This is a genomic window from Pseudoalteromonas sp. TAE79, from assembly GCF_000498015.1.
Classification (GTDB): domain Bacteria; phylum Pseudomonadota; class Gammaproteobacteria; order Enterobacterales; family Alteromonadaceae; genus Pseudoalteromonas.
The window spans coordinates 25459-45112 of the sequence record NZ_AUTL01000057.1; the positions used below are offsets into that span (position 1 = coordinate 25459).

Here is a 19654-nt window from a genome sequence, read left to right on the forward strand (position 1 = left end):
CATTATGGCTTTCAGATCGCTTTCTCATGCATAAGTGATAAGTTATTAAAAGTTACTATTTTTAGGACAACATTATGAGTATTACCACACCAAAAATTATTATCATTGGCGGTGGTGCTGGCGGATTAGAGCTAGCTACCCAATTAGGCGACAAGCTAGGTAAAAAAAAGCATGCCGATATTCTACTGATTGATAAAAATCGCACCCATATTTGGAAACCGTTACTGCACGAAGTAGCGACCGGATCTATTGACCCCGATTTAGATGGTGTTGTCTATTCTGCTCATTCTGCTAAGCATCATTACTGTTTCCAACTAGGTACATTTTGTAATATTAACCAAAGTAATAAAACCATTACCCTCGCGCCACTTTATGACGAGTTAGGCCACACTATTTTACCCGAGCGCAGTGTAACTTATGATCATCTGGTTATTGCTGTAGGCAGCGTAAGTAACGACTTTAATACCCCAGGTATAAAAGAGCACTGCTACTTTTTAGATTCAAATCAACAAGCTGAGCGTTTTCAGCACTCATTACTAGACAGCTTTACTCGCCTTCACCAAGACGATAATCAACAACAATCGCTCAATATTGCTATTATTGGCGGCGGTGCCACGGGTGTAGAACTTTCAGCTGAGCTCTATCATGTCTCTGAGTTGTTAAAGCTATACGGCTTAACAAATATGTCATCTAAGCGTTTACATATTCATTTAATTGAAGCCGGCCCCCGTATTTTACCCGCCTTACCTGAACGCATTGCGACCAGTGCAAAACGCGAGCTATTAAAATTAGGCGTTAATGTACGTGAATATACACAAGTAAAAGAGGCTACCGAGCAAGGTGTTATTACCCAAAAAGACGAAATGATTAATGCTGATATTATGTTATGGGCCGCGGGTATAAAAGCACCTGACTTTATCAAGGACTTAGGTATTTTTGAGCTCACTCGCAGTAATCAAATACAAGTAAATCAATTTTTACAAAGCACGGTCGATGACAATATTTTTGTTTTAGGTGATTGCTGCGCCTTTACCCAACCAGATGGCAAACAAGTACCGCCGCGCGCGCAATCGGCGCACCAAATGGCGCAATGTATTGAAAAAAACTTGCTTGCGACGTTAAAAAATCGCCCTCTTTGTGCCTTTGAATATAACGACCATGGCTCACTAGTTAACCTGTCGCGCTATGGCACCGTAGGGAATTTAATGGGCAACCTGACCAGCAATAGCTTTTTTATTGAAGGTATAATTGCTCGCTTTATGTATCTTTCATTATATCGCATGCATCAGCGCGCTATTCACGGCAGTGCTAAAACCATTGCTTTGTGGATCAGCGAAAAAATACTGCGCGTCGTGCGTCCAAAAATGAAGTTACATTAAGGTTAGTTTAAAATCCCCTAAACATTAGCTTAATCTGAAGCAGTCTCTAAACAACGCCGTGGTAATTTGATTACTGCGGCGTTAATGCTTAAAAGCCGTAACTTACTTTACTCATACTTTAACCCATCTGTTAGGAAAATCAGTCACTTTCCCATTTTATTTCTTGCCATAATTTAACCTGTTAACCTGATAAAACCCTGACCTTCTATGCTTTTACCATTGTTACCTATAAGTAAAAGTCATTTGATTTTTATGGTGGTTATCATTTCTCATAAACAATGTAAAGTAGCCGCCATGAGTCAGGTAGCAGCAATGCATCGGCTCTATAGTATTAATTAGTATTAAAATTAAACATACGATTTATGTACCCGTTGCCACTTCAAGATGCAGCTTTTAGCAAGTAGTACGGGTATAGATACTGATTTTTCAGTACACCATATTAGGAATAAAAAAATGACTCAGTCTGTAAATGAAAATATCGCAACTAAACTAGCTCAAGATCCGAGTATTCAACTATTTAAAGCGGGTACGTTTAAGTTAAACGACCTAGCGGGCCTACTTGAAGTTAATAATCTGAAAAGCCAGATGGCAGAAGTTACTGTCACCGATAATTCAAATGGCTTAACCGTAGGTTTCTTTGCCATGCAACCTGGCGTTGAGTTCGAATTTGTTTATGAATTTGTCGAATACAAAGTCATCACTAAAGGCAAGATTGTGATGCGCGACTTACAAGGCAACAAATATGTAGCAGAAGTAGGTGACGTAATACTGTTCACCCCTAACGTTACCGTTATCTTTGATGCTGAAAGTGATGGTGAAGCTGTTTATACCGCACACCGCACCGCAGACAAAATGTTTGCACCTAAATAATTTTATTAATTTTTCTAAGGAATACACTATGAGCATATATACACATACAACACTTGGCACTAATGACTTAAACAAAGCCCGCGCCTTCTACGATAACGTTTTAAGCACCATTGGTCTTAAGCGCATTGCCGATTTAGATGAAAACGGTTCAATCTGGGGCGTAGACGAACCTTCATTCTTTGTACTGAAACCTGTCAACGGCCAGCCTGCGACTGTAGGAAATGGCACTATGGTTAGCTTTGAAGCGCCTGACCGTGCGGCTATCGATGCCTTTCACGCAGCGGCTTTAGCGGCTGGTTGTCCTGATGAAGGCGCACCAGGGACTCGCGATTGGGCACCTCATGCCTACGCAGCGTACACACGTGATTTAGACGGTAACAAATTGGCTGTTTATTGCTTTAAAGCTGCGTAAATTATAAGACTAGATCAAGTTGATCTTACCTTAATAATGATAACGGTCTGTTAGCCACTATGGCTTTCAGACTACTATCTGATAATAAGCTATCAGATATTTGGACTTCCCATAGTTTGTTAGACACCGAATGAGTTACATTGTAACTTCCAATAAGAGGTGTTTTATGAACAAAGGCAAACGATATACCCACGAATTTAAACTGGCTGCCTCGCCATACAGACTTCAGCTAAAAATGCCAGCCAAGAATCATGGAAGCTTCTTAGATTCTAGCGTATTTACCTCAGCTCACTTAACCCTAAAGCAATAGCCTCTTGCTGAAAGCGGCCTGATATATTAATTATTCGCTCATAGGCACCGGTTAAAAAATGTTCCTCTGTCGCTTCAGGTCTATTGCCCATAGCTGGCTGCTCAAAAAAGTCAGCAAAGTTATTAAAATCAAACTGAGCTTTGGAAGGTTTTTTACTTTGTTTATCAAAAGTAATATTGCTTGAGTCTGTATCTGCGGTGTTTTTTCCAGCAGGAGTTTCAATTTTTTCAAACTTAACTACATCAGCTTCCAATGGAACATCTTGATTAACTCTATACGCGTATTCTAAAAGCTTAGGTTCGGCGGGCATGTACATAATAGCTTCTTGGTTCTTAGAGTTTGTTACCCTCAGTATGCGGCCCAATATTTGCCTAAAATGCATTTCTGTTTTTATGTTTGTAAGGTGGCAGCAAACCTGTAAACGAGGGATGTTTGTACCTTCGCTAATCATACCAACAGAAATAATCCACTTAGTTTGTGCATACCTAAACTGCTGAATAATACTTGTAGGTTCATTTTCTCGGTAGGTTACAACAATGCTATCCTCGTCAAAGTAAGTTCGCATTAACTTAGAGATTTGATGGGCATGCTCAACAGACGATGTAACAATTAACCCCGCTGCATCGGGGTTTTTCAATCTAATTGAGATAAGCTTTTTTTGAGCGGAAGAAATTATGTATTTTACTACAGCTTCATTTTCAATAATTTCTTGATAAGAAACGCCAGAGTCGTTTAATAACGCTTTAAAGCAGTCAAATGTTTTGGTTTCAACGTCATCTACAACTGTAATGTGGTTATTATCAACAGCTACTATTTTTGGAACCCGACACACATTATCTACAATAGCCTCTGAAAGCCCGTAAACGTAGTCACACGCTATTTTGTTGTTAGGCTGCTGATAAGATGAAAGAACAATAGGAGCAGCATCAGAGCGCCAAGGTGTACCTGTTAAGGCTAATGTGCATTGTGCTTTATTATGAATGTTAAGAATTATCTGCTCACCCCATGCATTAGCATTGTCAATATTAGAGCCAGCACAATGATGAATTTCATCAAATATTACAAAAACACGATATCGTTCAAATAGCTGCCAAAAGTGCACATCTAAATACTGTAAGCTTTGATATGTTAAAGTTCTACCTTTAGCGCCAATAAGCCCATCAAATCGTTCATTCGTTTTTAGTTGCAAGCTTTCCTTAAAGTCTTGAGATACAATTGAAGACGGTGAAAAACAAATAATCACATCGACCATATTATTTTTTAATAATTGATCGGCTAATTCCGAGGCCATCAAGGTCTTACCCGCCCCAGGAGTTGCCAAGGCTAAAAAGTGGCTATTGCCGTTCTGATATTGTGTAAGCGCTAAATTAATACACTCGGCTTGCCATAGTCTTAGTTTCATATTTTCTCTAATGCTTCGCTCTGCTTCAGTAAGCCTTCAATCGCTCTAATCTTGCCAAGTATTCTTGTATTGTTGTCTCTCGCTTTGTTGTACTGTGGCTGTAGTTCATCTACCAGTTCGGGCGACTCCAAATAAAGCTCTTTATATGCCTCAGATTCCCCCATATTCAATAATAGATCGGCTTTGTAATGATTTAACTTACTAAGTAACAGCGAGTGTTTATCACCTGCCTTTTCTGTGGCTTTAATGGGTACTGAGCTAGCTAAATGAGTAATTATCTCAACGTTAAAACTCTCTGTTTTATTGAATCGCGTAAATCCTTTTTTATTTGATACCACTTTTTTCAGCCAGCCTTTTTTAACAAGCTTGAGCAATTCAGCATATATACTTCGCCTAACTGCTGTAGGTACTAAAGAAGAGTCATTTTTTAGTGCTAAGTACGCCGAGCGTACATCACTTGTTGTAAAGTTATCAAAATTTGGTGCAACAATAATTTGAGCTACGAGAGGATCAAATTTCAAAGTAAATCCTAATAAACTTCTTATAATAATGGGTATTATAGGGCGTGGTAGTTAAGCGCTCAACATGAAAATCTAATCATTTTGCCTTGAGGGAAATCAGGTGAGTGATTTAGTTAAACATTTTGGTGAAAAGCTACGAGAAAAACGCAAAGAAGCAGGTTATTCGCAAGAAGGTTTTGCGGCCTATGTAGGTATAGAGCGCGGTAATTATGGAAAAATGGAAAGAGGTAATGTGAATATTAAGTTAGAGACATTATACAAGCTAGCTAATGCGTTAAATTGTGAATTTGAAGACATAATGCCACCAAGGTTGATGTATAAACTCAATTTAGATTAATTAAAATACATTCAAATTCTACGAGTTTTTATTAATTAAAAGCACGTATCAAAATTAATTCCGGATTTTTTGTACAATATGCATGCATATTATTATCGAACAATAGAAGAAAAGTCACCTTTCATGTATAATAATATTGGTCAATATATTATTTAATTCGAGCATTTTTCATGGCTAGTTCAACGCAAATAAAAGCACTTATGCAATCGCATATCGATAAAGATGACGATAGATTTTTATCTATTGCGCTTCAAGTTGCTGCGCATGAAGCAAGAAGTGGTCATGGCAAACTAGCACAGGAATTAAAACAGCTTATTGATAAGGCAAAAAAAAAGAGCCTTAATAATCTACCTGTTTCAATTGCAAGTGGTGTCAAAGATTCTACGGGACTGCTGACAACAAGCTATCCTAAGCTACGTTTTAATGATCTTATAGTTTCTGAAAGTGTTAAAGGCCGGTTAAATCGCTTAGTCAAAGAGCAAAAACATTTATCAACACTAAAAAATCATGGTTTATCACCAAGAAGAAAATTACTATTAGCAGGAAAACCAGGTACAGGTAAAACTTATACGGCATCTGTACTTGCAGGAGAATTAAATTTCCCTTTATTTGAAGTCCGCCTTGATGCGGTGATTACTAAATATTTAGGTGAATCTTCAGCTAAATTACGTCAAATATTTGATGCTATTAGAGATGTAAGAGGCGTATATTTCTTTGATGAATTTGACGCATTAGGCTCTCACCGAGGATCAAATAATGACGTAGGTGAAGCACGAAGAATCCTAAATAGCTTCTTACAGATGATTGAACAAGATGATTCTAGTAGTGTCATTGTTTGTGCTACTAATCATATTGAAGCCCTTGACCATGCACTATTTAGGCGCTTTGATGATGTCATTCGCTACGAATTGCCGTCAGAGAGTGAAATAGTTTCACTTTTCAAGTCTAGACTTCATCCTTATGTTGCTAAGAATTTCTCATGGAAAAAGTTAGCATTGAAGTCAGATGGTCTAAGTAATGCAGAAGTTACTCAAGCTGCTAATGACGCAATCAAGGAGATGTTGATTCATGATTATTCGTCGATCACTATCACTATGCTTCAAGAAGCAATTGAAGATAGAAAGAGTATTAGTCAGCATTTCGCAATGTAATAGGGAAATTTAATGGCGAATAAGATTTATAATAAACCTCATTTTTTTTTAGAATCATATGGTTCGGCGCAAAAATTTACTTCACCAAGTGGTGGTGGAGGCCCTTCTAAAATAATCCCAGCCCGAAACCGAATAGCCCATAGTGGTAAATTACGAGGTGATTTATCGACTGTTTCAATTCAATTAGATCAACTTAAAAATGAGTCATCAGAAACTCCATTAAAAATGGGTATAGGTATTCAAGTTGAATTTGAAAGCTTTCCTGATATTGAAATTGCAGTGGAAAGCCTTGCTAATGCGACTCAAGGAATTGAACTTTATAACGTAAAGACAATCACCCATGATAATCAAATAAAAACTATTGCTACAGTTTTTATTCCAGATGGAAAGCTCCATCATTTTGAACAAAAAATTACCGATTATTTAAATAAGAAAAAGAACAAACATAAAAAACCTTTAGACAATCAGAAATTAATTGATTCAATACAGTCAATCCGAACTGCGGCATTTGCCGCTATTTGGTCTGATGATGACTCCTTATTACCAGATGATAAAGATGAATCTATTTGGTGGGAAGTATGGGTATCTACTCCGAAAAAAAGAAAAGAATCAATAAACTACTATAAAGAAATTATTGCTGATTTCACGTTAATAGCTAACGAGCTTAAAATTGAGGTTTCTCAACATAAGCTAAGATTTCCCGAACATACTGTTATTCAAGTTAAAGCGACTCAAAATCAACTAGCAAATAATACCTTACTACTAAGCCGAGTTGCTGAAATTCGCGCACCAAAAACCACAGCTGATTTTTTTGACTCTGCCCCCCATGAAGAACAAGAGCAATGGACAGAAGATTTATTGCGACGTCTAAGCGTGAATAACAGTGGTACTGAGCCTTACATTTGCGTGTTAGATACAGGCGTAAATGTAGAGCATCCTTTGTTGTCTCCTTTTGCAGGTCTCAATGATCAATTAACGGTTACTGATAACGGAGACGCTACGGATATTAATGGTCATGGCACAGAAATGGCTGGGCTTGCTATGTGGGGGGATTTAACCGATATACTTGGTTCTAATGATGTAGCAACTATTAATCATAAATTTGAATCAATTAAAGTTTTAGATCGTAGTGGTGATAACGAAGACAAGTCTCTAGGTTTAATAACTGCTAATGCGATTGCAACAGCAGAATTTGCAAATATTGAACGAAGCCGTATATTTTCAATGTCACTTTCAGCTAATACTGGGACAGACGGAGGCAGGCCTTCATCTTGGTCAAGTACGCTAGATTCATTAGCTGTAGATTATTTAGGGGAAGGAAAAAACCCTCGTTTATTTACTATATGCGCAGGTAATGTTCCGTTTGATTCTGATATGGAATACCCCGATACTAATCAACTACAAGATATTCATGACCCTGCTCAATCTTGGAATTCTATTACAGTTGGTGCTTATACCAATAAAGTGACTATTACAGAGTCCTGTGATTATCAACCATTAGCAAAAGTGGGGGGATTATCACCTTATAGTACGACTTCTCTTGTATGGGATAGAAAAAACGCCCCCATAAAACCCGAGATTGTTTTTGAAGGGGGGAATATTGGTAAAGATCAATATGGGTGTGCAGGAATGCAAGACTTACACTTACTTACTACTTTCCATGATTTCTCTCAACGGAACTTCCAAACCAGTAATGCTACAAGTGCAGCTACAGCGCTTGCCGCCCGCTTTACTGCGCAAGTAAAAGCCGAACACCCTGACTTGTGGCCTGAGACTATTCGGGCTTTAACTGTCCACTCCGCGGATTGGACAGATGAAATGTATCAATTAATAAATACAGGGCGCTCCAATAAAGCAATTAGAAAAAGTGATATGAGTAACTTAACTCGCATGGTTGGCTTTGGTGTGCCCAATTTAGAAAGGGCAGTTAAAAGTGCCAGCAACTCTCTTTCGTTAGTTATACAAGATGAATTACAACCGTTTTATAAGGATGGTAACGTTAAAACAAAGGATATGCATTTACATGATTTACCATGGCCGAAAGATACGTTACAAACAATAGGTGAGGCAGATGTTGAACTAACTGTAACGCTTTCTTACTTTGTTGAACCAAATCCATCAAGCCGTAATACTTTAAATAAATATAGCTACGCCAGTCATCAATTGCGCTTTGATGTAAAACGGCATGAAGAATCTTCTGCTGCATTTCAAAGTCGTATTAATGCAGCTGCGGAGGGGGGCAGACCAGATGACTCTCCGAGTGACTCTAATTGGACTTTAGGGGCTGATAACCGACATAGAGGCTCTATTCATAAAGACATTTGGAAAGGCAGTGCAGCAGAGCTTGCAGAGCGAGGACAAATTGCTATTTATCCTGCCAGTGGTTGGTGGAAAACTCGTACTTCACATGAGCGTTGGGATTCAAAAGCAAGATACTCTTTAATTGTTACTCTTTCAGTGCCTGAAGTAGATATAGATATTTATTCTGAAGTAGAAACTAAAGTAGAAGCTACCCTTCTAGCAAGTTCCGCGGTTGACGTTCAGGTTTAACAGTGTCTATCAATTAAGTTTACATGGCTTAATTGACATAACCCAAGAAAAACTTAGTTAAACTTTTTGAACCTTTCACTAAATAGTATGCTTAATTAGTATGTGTACTATTAAAATTTATTTGTTTATCAATGCAATTCTATTTCATAGTATGTTTTTAGAGGTACTAACTGATATAATATACATGTACTTTATAGTTAGCAGGGTCGGCTTCGTAAAGCATATTATTTTGTCTCTCAACTCGGCCTGTTCTTTGCTCCATATCAGAGGGTTTATAAGTTGGATCTAAGTGGTGTACAGCTACAGCTCGTTTATTAATATTGGCACCTGTTCCCATCATTGCAGTGCTCGCTATAACTACTCGCTTAATACCTTCGTTTATTTGTAAGTAAAGTTCAGTTTTAGCCTTGGGTGTTTTGTAATCTTGAGCGAATGCAATTTCATTAATATTTACACCGCGTTCAACAAGCTTATTTTTTAAATCGTCATAAACTGAAAAATCGCTATTTGCAGCAAAAACTTGGTCAACACCAATTTTTTCAAGTTCTAGTGCTGCTTTTTCATCTCCTTGTAAGGCTAGCTCTTTGAGTTCATTTATCTTGCCACGAAGTTTGGATTTACCTTTGTTTGGCGTTGATAAGTCACAAAATATAATTTGAGTAGCTTTTTCATTATCATACTTTTTATAAAGTTCGATCACTTTATCAGCGCAGGCTTCGGCTTTTGAATTATTATTATCATCGTATGATGGATCTAATATTTTCATATCCAAGCTTGCACATCGAGCGTGAAACATAAGCAATAACATATTATCGTTATCTATCGGTGATTTTCTAAAGTCTTTAGCTCGTTCCATCAGGTTATTGTTAATGTAGTCTGCTTGTTGATCTGATGGGTCAACGAAAATTGTTTGCGGCTTGCCCGTCGCTAATGGAGGGATAAGATCGAAACCACCTTCTAATTTTGGTAAATAGCTTTTTAACTCTGACATTGTGACTGTTTCAGCAATACAACCAAATTGCTTCTGCAATTCAGGTAAATTTATAAAGCTTCTCAAACGTGTCGTTGGTTTGTAATTTGTTCCTGTTGCGTCAACTTCAAATTCTGTACTACAAGATGTATAAACATCTGCCCAGCTATCTAACCAATGTAAGCCCATTGCTTTTAATTTATCGTATGCTAAAAATTTCTGCATAGTATAAAGCTCAATTATCGAATTACTTATAGGTGTGCCTGTAGAGAAAACTACCCCAGCATGGTCATATTTTCTATTTAGGAATTGGCATTTTATAAATAGATCCCAAGACCTTTGAGAACCATCTTGGTTACCAATACCTCGCACATCTGCCAATGCAACCGTATTAAAGCGTAGGTTTTTATATGCATGTGCTTCGTCCACACAAATTGAGTCAAAACCAAGCTCATCAAAATCTAATGTTTCGTCTTTAGCACTTCGATTGGTAAGTTGTTGCAACTTATAATCTAGATTACTAAGTTTCGTTTCAAGGCGCTTAACTGAAAAGCTTTTTTCGAGAATGGAAATTGCTAGCCTAGTTTCTTCAATTTCTTCAGCTAAAATTTCTTGTTCAGCCTCTAACGGTAGCGGAATAGCTTTAAATGTTGATTCAGGTATAAGTACAATTTTCGAACCTGTTTTAATTCTATTTAGCGTTTCTTTGCGTTTACTACTGCTCATATCTTCAGGAGATAATACTAATAGCTTTTCTAGTGGGTATAGACGCAGCCATTCAACAGCAATTTGTTGAACTAAATGATTTGGTAAAACTACTGCTGTGCGCTCTTTTATACCCAAGCGGTGCCATTCATGAACAATCGTTGCAATTGTGAAAGTTTTGCCACCACCGACAATTACATCAAGAAGCAATGAGCCTTGTTCTAATGAGCGTCTAACACAAGTTTTCTGATGCTGCCTTAATTCAATCTTTGAACTTTGATCGGGAAATACTAAATTTTCACCGGTATATTGTGGACGCACAAAACGATTAAATTGTTCATTATATATTTTTTCTAGTCTTTCTCTTCGTTCCTCACAAGACCAAACCCAGTCATCGAAGCGCGCTTTAATTTCAGTGTAAACACCTTCTATATGCATTGTAGATTCTTTATCTACAACGCGATCCCCGTTAGGTAGCGTTCTCTTAACAATTAGATTTCGGCCACTGTACATTCTTTCAATAACTTTTTCGGCAGGGTACTCATCAACACCGTATTGGTTAAAGTTAATTAGTGAAGGTGTATGTTTAGCTTTAACAAACCACTGACCTAGTACATGTTTTGCATCAACAGTACATTTTAATAGTTGTTCAACGAATTCTTTAACTATATCTGCTGGGAGCCAGCCCGCGTTAAATTCCAAACCTATGTCTATTGCCTCTATATCCTCAGGAATCACCTTTTTAAGGGCTTTATAGCTGTGCATTAGCTCAGGGTTAGATTTTAGTGCGGCCTCAGTAATTTTAAGCTTCGATTTAACATCACCAGAAAGAAAAGTTTCAGAAAATTCATATTGATTCGTTTCAGGATTTAAAAAAATCACAGAACCTAATAAATCGTATTTAATCTCATGCAATTTTTTACCACACAGAGACCCAACTTTATTAAGATCAATTTTATTTTCTGCATTCCACACTATCCAAAGTGCATCAAGTGCATTGTCTGCCGTCTCAGGCATTTTCCATGGTTTTATAATACGGTAATTAAATATTTCAGCTTTTTTCGCGCTAGGTTTCTTCTTTTCTAAACCTAGGCGCTTTGCTTGTTCGCGAGAAACACCGGATTCAAAATCTATCTCTAAGCTAGCTAAGTTTGCATAAAATGAGTCTTTACTTAATGCTGCTCGGTTAGCTGATTCTTGTAAGTAGCCAAAGCTTTTTACAAACTGATCATAAACCTTGTTTAAATTTGCGCGCTCTAACTCAATTTTGTCGCTGTTAGCGTCAGTACGTTCAAGATCTAGTAATTTAGAGAGTGATTGCTTAACAGGGATAGCTGCTTTAATTCTTTGTGCACGTTTCCCTGTAATTTGTTGTTGCGTTTCAAATACTGGGTTGCCAAATTCATCATCATTTACTCTGATAGCTATTAGGTCACTGTCTGTTAATGCATAACCACCAGCTTCAATGTAATCACTATTGCTTACTACATCATTAATTGGCTCTAATAAAACTTCGTCAACTTTAAGTGCTGGTGGAATATAAATATCTTTTTCAAAACTACTTAGAAACGCTGTTTTTATATCCCCAATTAGGTCATTTGATACTGAAATACATTGTACTTGCTTACCTATTACACCAGCTTCACAAACCATATCGCCTAGAATTAATTGTGGGTTTGATACGTAGTAATCGTTTAAATAATAGTTATCGCCATTCGCTGTGTTTTGTTCCGTAACATTTAACCAAGTAGGGTTTTCAACTGGTTGACTTGTTTTTTGAAATAATAAAATATCGACAGAAGCATTAGCGCCTGCACTTTCCAGAAAAACGTTTTTAGGTAGCCGTAATGCGCCCTTTAAATCAGCACTTTTAGAAATTAACTCTCTTGCTTTGCTGTTTTTTGAATCTAGGAATGAAGTTGAGACAACGGCAACCATAAGGCCTCCTAATCTTAGTAACTTAATACCTTTAGATAGGAAGTAGTTATGTATAGTCTGGCCTGACAGATCTTTATTGTCATTATCAAGGATACGAGTAGAGCCAAAAGGTGAGTTTTGAATAACTAGGTCATAATTCGCTTTAAATTTTATTTCTTCAAAGCCTTTACCTGCGAATACAGAGGCGTTCGGGAAAAGGTGCGTTAATATTTCACCAGTGATATTTTCAAGCTCTACAAGCGATACGTTTGAGTTTTTATACATTTCTGGTGGCATAGGAGAAATAAGACCACCAACACCAGCTGCAGGATCTAATACGTTACCGCTTTCAAAACCGGTGCTTCTCAGCATCTTATAGATTTCAGCTACCAAGAAATATGGAGTGTAAAAAGCAGATACCGTTGATTTACGCGCACTGGAGTACTCTTCAGTGCTCAATAGATCCTGAAGCTTTGTTCTTCTAGCAAGTTCTTTAGTATTGCGCTCATCGAATACTTGGCTAACTGCGCCCCAACCAACATATTTCGCTATATGCTCTTGCTCTTTGCGCGTTGCTGAACTGTTTCTAACACGTAGTGCTTTTATAACTTCAATAGCGCCTATATTGGCTTTAAATCGTTGTGTAAAAGTTCTAGGTAGATTAGTTGGTGTTGATGTTACTAAATAATCTTTTGCTGCCGCCATGATGTAATCACGAGTGGACTTACTATTATTATGAATTTCAGTGTACACATCGAGATCATGCAAAGAACCAAAAAACATACCTGTTTGGCCCGATTCGTGTGTAATAGTAGTTACTGACATTTCAACACCTCAAATTAAATATTCTCAAAACTTATGAGTATATTCACACGGGATTGAAAACGCGCAATGCCCATATAACCGATTGTTTTAAATGGTTATGGCTGTTTGATTTATGAGAATTTAATGTTTCACATACAAACTGATACTATGTGTAACGCACAAACAAAGAGAAGCTAAAGGCAATAACCAGGAGCTTAAAAGCAATAACCAGGAGCTTACCAGGAGCTTAAAAGCAATAACCAGGAGCTTACCAGGAGCTTAAAAGCAATAACCAGGAGCTTAAAAGCAATAACCAGGAGCTTAAAAGCAAGAGTTAGATAACTAATTCTCTTACGGATGCAATGCACTATCATTTATAATTTGTATCGGTATATAAGCACTCTATTAATTTAATATCTGAGCTAGTAAAGTAAATATCAATGACAACGTTTTTTCGAGTATTAACAGGCCGGTTTTCGGATGTATTTTTCAAATTCCTATATGGGGGAGGGTTAACACCAGTAGATCTTGTTAAACGCTCTGTAAAACCCGTTTTGTTTTTAGATTCCTTTCCGGTTTCGTCTAAGTTCTATGATGAAATTACACATTTTAAAACTATGCAATCAACAAAAAAAAATCGTTCGTTTGGCATAGTTAAAGCAACGGGAATCGATTCTGATTATATTAATGTATTTTCGTACTTACGATATGAAACACCAGATGCTATTAGAAAGTCCATTATGCAACAGCGTCTAGTTCATTATGGAAATCGATACTCAGCAAAGACCAACCAGCTTCCAGTCAATTACTATAATTATGATGCTGTTCAAAAGCTCAATGAATTAGTTGATGAGGGTAACGATTTGTTTTTAAAGCACAGCTTTACTATGGAAGAAGTGAATGATTTTGTTGATAGGGCTTCTTTTCTTATTTATGGATCTAAAGTTGATAGTTAATTGAACTGGAAATAATTAACTATCAACTTAATGTTATACCTTTATTTCTGCTTCCTGAGCCATGAGCCAGCGAGTGATAACAAATAAATAAACAACGCCAATATCGCTGCCAAGATTATGCAAAGTGTAAACATCACTGATACTGGTAGAAGTGCATTCGATAAAACATCAAAAAACATTAGGTCCATTGTGTGTGTAATGTACCTACCGATAGATAATAAACCGAGTATTAATAAAAAACCTTTAATAGAGCCTTTCATATCGGCAGGGGATGGAGACATATGCAAGGCTATAGCGCCGGTTATATACGCCCAAGTAATAAATTCAACTGGGTGAAGCTGTGCTATTAAGTACAAAATCTTTACTGAATCATTTATACAACCTTGTAATGCGATTGTGAATGTTGTTAAGCCTGATACAGTCTGGAAGTCACTAATTGAGCCGACTAAGAAATCTAATAGAGGTTGGGAGTCCGGTAACAAAGCTAAGGTGAGTAATACTATTGACAAAACGCCGCCAAAAAGGGGGGCTATACCAATAAAGAAATTCCCTATTTCATGTATGAGATTATTACGATTATACGAATGGGTTACATATCCTAATACAACCCCCTGACTACCGGAGTTGCTTTGCTGCGGTTTGAATAGCGCTATTTCATTTATTTTGTGCCCAAAAATGATACATAGTAAAGCATGTGAAATCTCATGAATTGGCGTCCCTATCCAGGCACTGAGATAAATAGATTTTCCACCGAATTCTTTCACAGCTAATCCACATGTTAGTTTTTGCAAAACGTACAGAATGGCGATAAAACCTGTCAACACCCCAATCGATGTTAAGAAGTAAAAAAGTGTATCTATGATCCACGTTAACATTAAGTATTCACATTAAAACAGTTAGCTATTCCCTCATATACTATCAAAAATTAACTGCCTAAAGCTTTATTACATGATTTAATATACAAAGATTAAATAATTAAGAAGTTAAACGATTCAAAAAATGAAAACTATAATTAAAATTCTAGGGGGCTTATTAGCTACTCACTTAGTCCTAACGCAAGTTATGCCGCGAGTCTTTGCAGTATTCAACAAAAACCCAAACGCCACGGTTGCTCTTATGAATTGCGTTACTGATACGTGTACACTCAAAGGCACTCTAAAAACAAACCCATTAACTTTAGAATATTATATAGAGCAAAAAGATGGGACCTTAATTTTGTTTAACAACGAAAATATTCAATTAATATCTTGGCCTGTAAATCAGTCCTGAAAAATATTTTTTTCTTACAAAGTCTTGCGGATATTTATAATTTAAGCACACTCCCTTCATCGTTTTATTTCTCTTTGTAAGTGCCAAACAGCCTATATAAAGGGAGACTGTTATCAATATAAAAAACTCAAGGTTACAATGTCTCAGAATATAAACATCACAGAAGAAGCCAAAGCTATAGCTGAAGAATTAGAAGTTATCGAACAGGGTAAAGCTTTGCTTAGTAGAATCCAAATGTTTTTCAATAATGCCCGTATAGGAATTGATGATGGTCTTAGGCTGGTGGATAGCTTCTTAAAATTAACTCTGCAGGGTGGTGCTTCATATCAATTAGACGAAGAACCGGTTGGCGTGGAAGAGATTTCAGAAGATGATTTTCAATTATTGAAAGACTACATGAAGCCTTTGGTTAAGCTGCTGTCTTCGGAAGGTCATTCAATAATAAATAATATTTTTTCAGATGCTGATAACGCTTTTACTGAGCAAAATTTATCTGAAAATGAGCTGGTTAGAAGTGCGTTTTTATCAGTTCTATTTGGCACTGAATCTGAACTTTTAATGGACTCGGGTGATGAAGTCAATGGGACTGATGCTGTTGTGGCGTGTCTTGCTATAGCAAGTGCTTATAGTCACAACTCCTTATTTAGCAATACCCAAATACACTAGGCCTAGTATGGGGGTATCATCGAATATTGAGCTTATAAAGCCGATTTTAAAAAAAGCCAAAAAATTCTTATTGCATAGTTTACCAAAAAACTGGCGAACTTTTGAAATCAAATCACAGAGAGTTTGTGGCATGATGCTGACAATGGGTTTTTATAGAAATAGTAAAGGTCAATACTGCCCATTACATTTAGATACCTACTGGTCAGCCTTAATCTTAAATGCTTGTAATAATTTAACCGGCTATAAACACACCTTGAATTCAATGACCTTGCGGTTCCACTCCAACGGACAGTATGAAATAAAAGTGCAATAGTGCTTTCAAAACTTAAATTTCTAGGTGTTTTCCGTACACCTAGATTAAGTACCCCAAAATCCCACTACAAAATCATCACGAACCCTTTTTTTTAATAGTATAAATACACCTTAATTCAATTTTGATTAACGAAGGTGGTTATTTTGTCTGTCACATATAAAGGTAGTCATAATAGAACAGTAGCTCCATTAGAGAAAATTGTTACAGAGCTTTTATTATTGCGCGGCCAAAAGTCATGGCGGCAGGCGTCTATTAAGTCCATATATAGTTGTGGAATGATGATAACCACCTTGTCACTTACGAATAAATTTGGCAGAAAAAATATTGTTGAAATACCAACTGAGTATTGCCAAAAAATTAACGAGTTCAGATTAGGTTTTTCTCAAATTACTGGTCGCTCAGTAGCTAACCTGACTATTGTCATATCGCCAAAAGGTGTCTATGAACTCACTATGTATTAAGCTTAGAGGATAAAATGAATAAATTAAAAAAAAGTATAACGTCATTAATAATTTTAGGGTCACTTGGTTTTGCTGCTAACATTTCAGCTAAGACTGATGTGCCTCCACCGCAGCTAAACAACTTGATCACTAGCGGTGTTGTTAAGGTCGTTGAAACCTTTAAGCATGATAGCCTTACTGGTTGGTTAGTAGAGAATGATGGTGAATATAATTTATATTGGGCGACTGAAGATAACTACGTTATCGCAGGGCCGCTTATTGATCAGTCAGGTGAAAACCTAACTACTAAATATTTAGAAACTAAAAAGCCAGTTCCTAACTATGACGAAGAGTTTTCTTTACTAACAAACGATGCAACCGTTATAAGAACTCACCCAGAAAAAGCAATTAATGGTTCGAAGGGCGCTCTATATGTTTTTGTTGAACCCTTCTGTGGCTGGTGTGCAAAGCTTGAGAAGGAATTAGAGCCCGCTATTGCAGCTGGTTTAGATGTTAGATATGTACCAGTTGCATTTTTACGCGGTAATAGCCCTGATGTTATTGAAAATATACTTTCTTCTGACGATCCTGCTGCAGCCATGGCAGAGCACCAACGTTTACGTGAAATGCGTATGCCAGCGTTAACTAAAACTGCAACTCTCCAAACAAGAGCTGCGTTAGAGCAAAACAGCGAGTTTATGCGCCGATTCGGTATTAGTGGAACGCCGGGCTTAGTTTATCAAGTTGATGGGCAAGTTAAAGTAGGGGGCTACATGAAAGCAACGCAGCTTAACCGTCTCGTTAAAACATTAATGACTCAAAAATAAGTCCTTAAATAAAACCCGAATTTCGGCGGGTTTTATTCTCTTCATATATGCGTAAATGAACTGGAACAATAATGAATTTTAAGCATTCTTTATGGGTACTTATGGCTGCTATGATCACTTTATCTAATACCAGCCTAGCTGGTAGCACAGAACGTACCTACGATAGCACATTGGATAAAACTATCCTTGGACAAGATTTAGATGAAGATGGAGTTCGTGATGATATTGAAAGCTTCATTAGTTACACATACCCAGGCTCTCCAATTATACGAGATCAGATGATACGGTACTCAAAAGCGCTGGATGCTTTAATGCTTTCAAAGGGTATGAATGAGATATTAAAAGCAAGCAGTCAAATGGATGCAACAAAGTATTGCGCCATTTCTAAAGGTTACACTATTGATGAGTTCATACAGCACACACGTTTTGTGTACGAAAAACAGGTAAATACCTCAAGCAGAATTATTGCTGCAGCAAAATCTGAAAGGGCGTTAAGCTATGCTTCGATACCATCTAATCGAACTAAACCTTATTCTTCCTATTGCGAAGATTAGAAATATATAAGCTATAAAGTCTTGCGTGTTTAACTTAAAGCGTTACCATTTGCGCAAGATTTTTTTGGAAGTTTTAGTTTGGACTTTACCATTTTTGATTCAGCCTTGGCTAAAGGCTTAAAACTAGACTCTAGTAATGTTTTTAAGCCTTCTCAATTACCTCGCCATGTTGTAGAGCTAATTTTACAAGACGATTTGTGTAGACCTTCTAGCTGTTTTAATAACAGCTGGAAAATTGTTCACTCAGGGATTTTACCTGGGTGTGAATATGTACTAGCGCTCGCATCAGTTGTCTTGCCTATCGAGCACGCTTTGATTTTTCATAACGGTAATTACTACGATCCAACTTGGCAGATTCATCTTGGTGAATTAGGAAAAGAGTATTTGTTAATAGAAAAGTTTACTAAAGAAGAATTACAGCTGGTGGCTAAAATTTGCAAAATGGAGGAAGGGTATTTATATCCGCCTATGATTGATATGTTGAAAGCAAATGGAAATTTTAGATATTTGTTTATTGAACAGGAGTGATCTGAGTGCATTTTTTAAAAAGTGAACAATTAAAAGCGATCATTGAAAACTTTAAATGTGTTAGTTGCAAAGGCCGTATCGAAACAGAAAAGACGCACGTGGTTTTTTATTAATGATTTATATTTTAGATGAAAGCACTGATATGTGGAATGTAATTTGGTCTAAGTTGGCGATGTTGCCGATTAATCGTGGAGACCTAATTTGTTTAAATGAAATGACAGGCGATTGTTGGCAATATCTATCATCAAATGGAAGTGAACATTCATTCAGGCACAGGTTACACCCTAAGACTTTAGAACGTGAAGTAGTTATTATTGAAACTGACCTCCAGGAGTCATAATGAGCGTTAATCGTGAAGTACTCGTTAAAACACTTCAAGAGCAAATGAAAATTGCTAAGACAGATGCCAAGGAATTGGTATCTGATTTTTTTGATTTAGTGTCACTTGAACTCTCAAATGGTAATGAAGTTAATTTAAGAGGGTTCGGTAAATTTAAACTCGTTGAAAAAAAAGAAAGGGTAGGGCGCAATCCTAAAAGTTTGGAGTCTCATACAATAGAGGCTAAACGAGTTTGTGTTTTCAAGCGGGGTAAAATGTTAAAATTGGCCTCACAGGTGCTAGCTGAAGAGAAATCTATTAAATCGCTATAATCAGTCAATTAGTCACTTGTAATTAAAAAGTATAAAATTTTATTTGTAATTAATTAGAACAAAAGCTTGTTTTTAAAAAATTAGCATGCATTACATTAAGTAATATTATTTTTAAAAATAAA

At 36.8% G+C, this 19654-nt stretch carries 17 protein-coding genes; 13 read left to right on the forward strand and 4 right to left on the reverse strand.

The annotated features are described in order from the left end of the window. Nucleotides 1-74: 74 nt before the first annotated feature. The 3 genes from L655_RS0101850 (at nt 75) to L655_RS0101860 (ending at nt 2661) form a co-directional block, all read left to right on the forward strand. Entirely contained in the window at nt 75-1379 is a 1305-nt protein-coding gene (locus L655_RS0101850) for an NAD(P)/FAD-dependent oxidoreductase (protein WP_024591394.1), read from the forward strand. 453 nt (nt 1380-1832) lie between these two features. Then, nucleotides 1833-2249 carry a hypothetical protein gene (locus tag L655_RS0101855; protein WP_024603902.1) on the forward strand — a complete coding sequence of 139 codons (417 nt, stop codon included), beginning with the start codon at nt 1833-1835 and terminating at the stop codon, nt 2247-2249. Between the two features lie 28 nt (nt 2250-2277). Continuing rightward, a complete protein-coding gene (locus tag L655_RS0101860) occupies nt 2278-2661 on the forward strand; it encodes a VOC family protein (protein WP_024603903.1) in 384 nt (127 codons plus the stop codon). Nucleotides 2662-2939: 278 nt separating this feature from the next. Here the strand turns inward: L655_RS0101860 and L655_RS0101865 are convergent, their stop codons facing one another. Both L655_RS0101865 and L655_RS0101870 read right to left on the reverse strand, forming a co-directional pair. Beyond that, entirely contained in the window at nt 2940-4373 is a 1434-nt protein-coding gene (locus L655_RS0101865) for a DEAD/DEAH box helicase family protein (RefSeq protein WP_024603904.1), read from the reverse strand. Next, nucleotides 4370-4894, reverse strand: coding sequence for a hypothetical protein (locus tag L655_RS0101870; RefSeq protein WP_024591387.1), 525 nt, complete (start codon nt 4892-4894; stop codon nt 4370-4372). Before L655_RS0101870 ends, L655_RS0101865 begins: the two co-directional genes overlap by 4 nt. Nucleotides 4895-4994: 100 nt before the next feature. Between L655_RS0101870 and L655_RS0101875 the strand changes: the two genes are divergently transcribed. The 3 genes from L655_RS0101875 to L655_RS0101885 all read left to right on the forward strand — a co-directional run bounded on the left by L655_RS0101875 (nt 4995) and on the right by L655_RS0101885 (nt 8932). Beyond that, a complete protein-coding gene (locus L655_RS0101875) occupies nt 4995-5231 on the forward strand; it encodes a helix-turn-helix transcriptional regulator (protein ID WP_024591386.1) in 237 nt (78 codons plus the stop codon). Between the two features lie 170 nt (nt 5232-5401). Then, complete coding sequence (locus L655_RS0101880) at nt 5402-6382, forward strand: ATP-binding protein (RefSeq protein WP_024591385.1); 981 nt, start codon at nt 5402-5404, stop codon at nt 6380-6382. A gap of 12 nt (nt 6383-6394) precedes the next feature. After that, a complete protein-coding gene (locus tag L655_RS0101885; RefSeq protein WP_024603905.1) occupies nt 6395-8932 on the forward strand; it encodes a S8 family peptidase in 2538 nt (845 codons plus the stop codon). 166 nt (nt 8933-9098) lie between these two features. Here the strand turns inward: L655_RS0101885 and L655_RS0101890 are convergent, their stop codons facing one another. Beyond that, entirely contained in the window at nt 9099-13349 is a 4251-nt protein-coding gene (locus L655_RS0101890) for a DEAD/DEAH box helicase family protein (RefSeq protein WP_024603906.1), read from the reverse strand. Between the two features lie 419 nt (nt 13350-13768). Between L655_RS0101890 and L655_RS0101895 the strand changes: the two genes are divergently transcribed. Then, on the forward strand, nt 13769-14284 hold the full coding sequence (locus L655_RS0101895; protein WP_024603907.1) for a hypothetical protein: 516 nt from the start codon (nt 13769-13771) through the stop codon (nt 14282-14284). 41 nt (nt 14285-14325) lie between these two features. On the opposite strand, the gene L655_RS0101900 is transcribed toward L655_RS0101895, so the two are convergent. Continuing rightward, nucleotides 14326-15159, reverse strand: a complete 834-nt coding sequence (locus L655_RS0101900) for a hypothetical protein (RefSeq protein WP_024603908.1) — start codon at nt 15157-15159, stop codon at nt 14326-14328. A gap of 532 nt (nt 15160-15691) precedes the next feature. On the opposite strand from L655_RS0101900, the gene L655_RS0101910 reads away from it, so the two are divergent. The 6 genes from L655_RS0101910 (at nt 15692) to L655_RS0101945 (ending at nt 19532) form a co-directional block, all read left to right on the forward strand. Further along, complete coding sequence (locus L655_RS0101910) at nt 15692-16219, forward strand: hypothetical protein (protein ID WP_024603910.1); 528 nt, start codon at nt 15692-15694, stop codon at nt 16217-16219. 456 nt (nt 16220-16675) lie between these two features. Further along, complete coding sequence (locus L655_RS0101915) at nt 16676-16993, forward strand: hypothetical protein (RefSeq protein ID WP_024603911.1); 318 nt, start codon at nt 16676-16678, stop codon at nt 16991-16993. 14 nt (nt 16994-17007) lie between these two features. Further along, complete coding sequence (locus L655_RS0101920) at nt 17008-17799, forward strand: thioredoxin fold domain-containing protein (protein WP_024603912.1); 792 nt, start codon at nt 17008-17010, stop codon at nt 17797-17799. A gap of 71 nt (nt 17800-17870) precedes the next feature. Beyond that, complete coding sequence (locus L655_RS0101925) at nt 17871-18353, forward strand: hypothetical protein (RefSeq protein WP_024603913.1); 483 nt, start codon at nt 17871-17873, stop codon at nt 18351-18353. 78 nt (nt 18354-18431) lie between these two features. Next, a complete protein-coding gene (locus tag L655_RS0101930; RefSeq protein WP_024603914.1) occupies nt 18432-18881 on the forward strand; it encodes a hypothetical protein in 450 nt (149 codons plus the stop codon). A gap of 339 nt (nt 18882-19220) precedes the next feature. After that, complete coding sequence (locus L655_RS0101945; RefSeq protein ID WP_024603916.1) at nt 19221-19532, forward strand: HU family DNA-binding protein; 312 nt, start codon at nt 19221-19223, stop codon at nt 19530-19532. Nucleotides 19533-19654: the final 122 nt, after the last annotated feature.

Excerpts from the sequence above, each read along its gene's own strand:
- L655_RS0101850 (WP_024591394.1), top strand. The coding sequence starts at position 75 with ATGAGTATTACCACACCAAAAATTATTATCATTGGCGGTGGTGCTGGC.
- L655_RS0101855 (WP_024603902.1), top strand. The coding sequence starts at position 1,833 with ATGACTCAGTCTGTAAATGAAAATATCGCAACTAAACTAGCTCAAGAT.
- L655_RS0101860 (WP_024603903.1), top strand. The coding sequence starts at position 2,278 with ATGAGCATATATACACATACAACACTTGGCACTAATGACTTAAACAAA.
- L655_RS0101865 (WP_024603904.1), bottom strand. The coding sequence starts at position 4,373 with ATGAAACTAAGACTATGGCAAGCCGAGTGTATTAATTTAGCGCTTACA.
- L655_RS0101880 (WP_024591385.1), top strand. The coding sequence starts at position 5,402 with ATGGCTAGTTCAACGCAAATAAAAGCACTTATGCAATCGCATATCGAT.
- L655_RS0101885 (WP_024603905.1), top strand. The coding sequence starts at position 6,395 with ATGGCGAATAAGATTTATAATAAACCTCATTTTTTTTTAGAATCATAT.
- L655_RS0101890 (WP_024603906.1), bottom strand. The coding sequence starts at position 13,349 with ATGTCAGTAACTACTATTACACACGAATCGGGCCAAACAGGTATGTTT.
- L655_RS0101895 (WP_024603907.1), top strand. The coding sequence starts at position 13,769 with ATGACAACGTTTTTTCGAGTATTAACAGGCCGGTTTTCGGATGTATTT.
- L655_RS0101900 (WP_024603908.1), bottom strand. The coding sequence starts at position 15,159 with ATGTTAACGTGGATCATAGATACACTTTTTTACTTCTTAACATCGATT.
- L655_RS0101910 (WP_024603910.1), top strand. The coding sequence starts at position 15,692 with ATGTCTCAGAATATAAACATCACAGAAGAAGCCAAAGCTATAGCTGAA.
- L655_RS0101920 (WP_024603912.1), top strand. The coding sequence starts at position 17,008 with ATGAATAAATTAAAAAAAAGTATAACGTCATTAATAATTTTAGGGTCA.
- L655_RS0101925 (WP_024603913.1), top strand. The coding sequence starts at position 17,871 with ATGAATTTTAAGCATTCTTTATGGGTACTTATGGCTGCTATGATCACT.
- L655_RS0101945 (WP_024603916.1), top strand. The coding sequence starts at position 19,221 with ATGAGCGTTAATCGTGAAGTACTCGTTAAAACACTTCAAGAGCAAATG.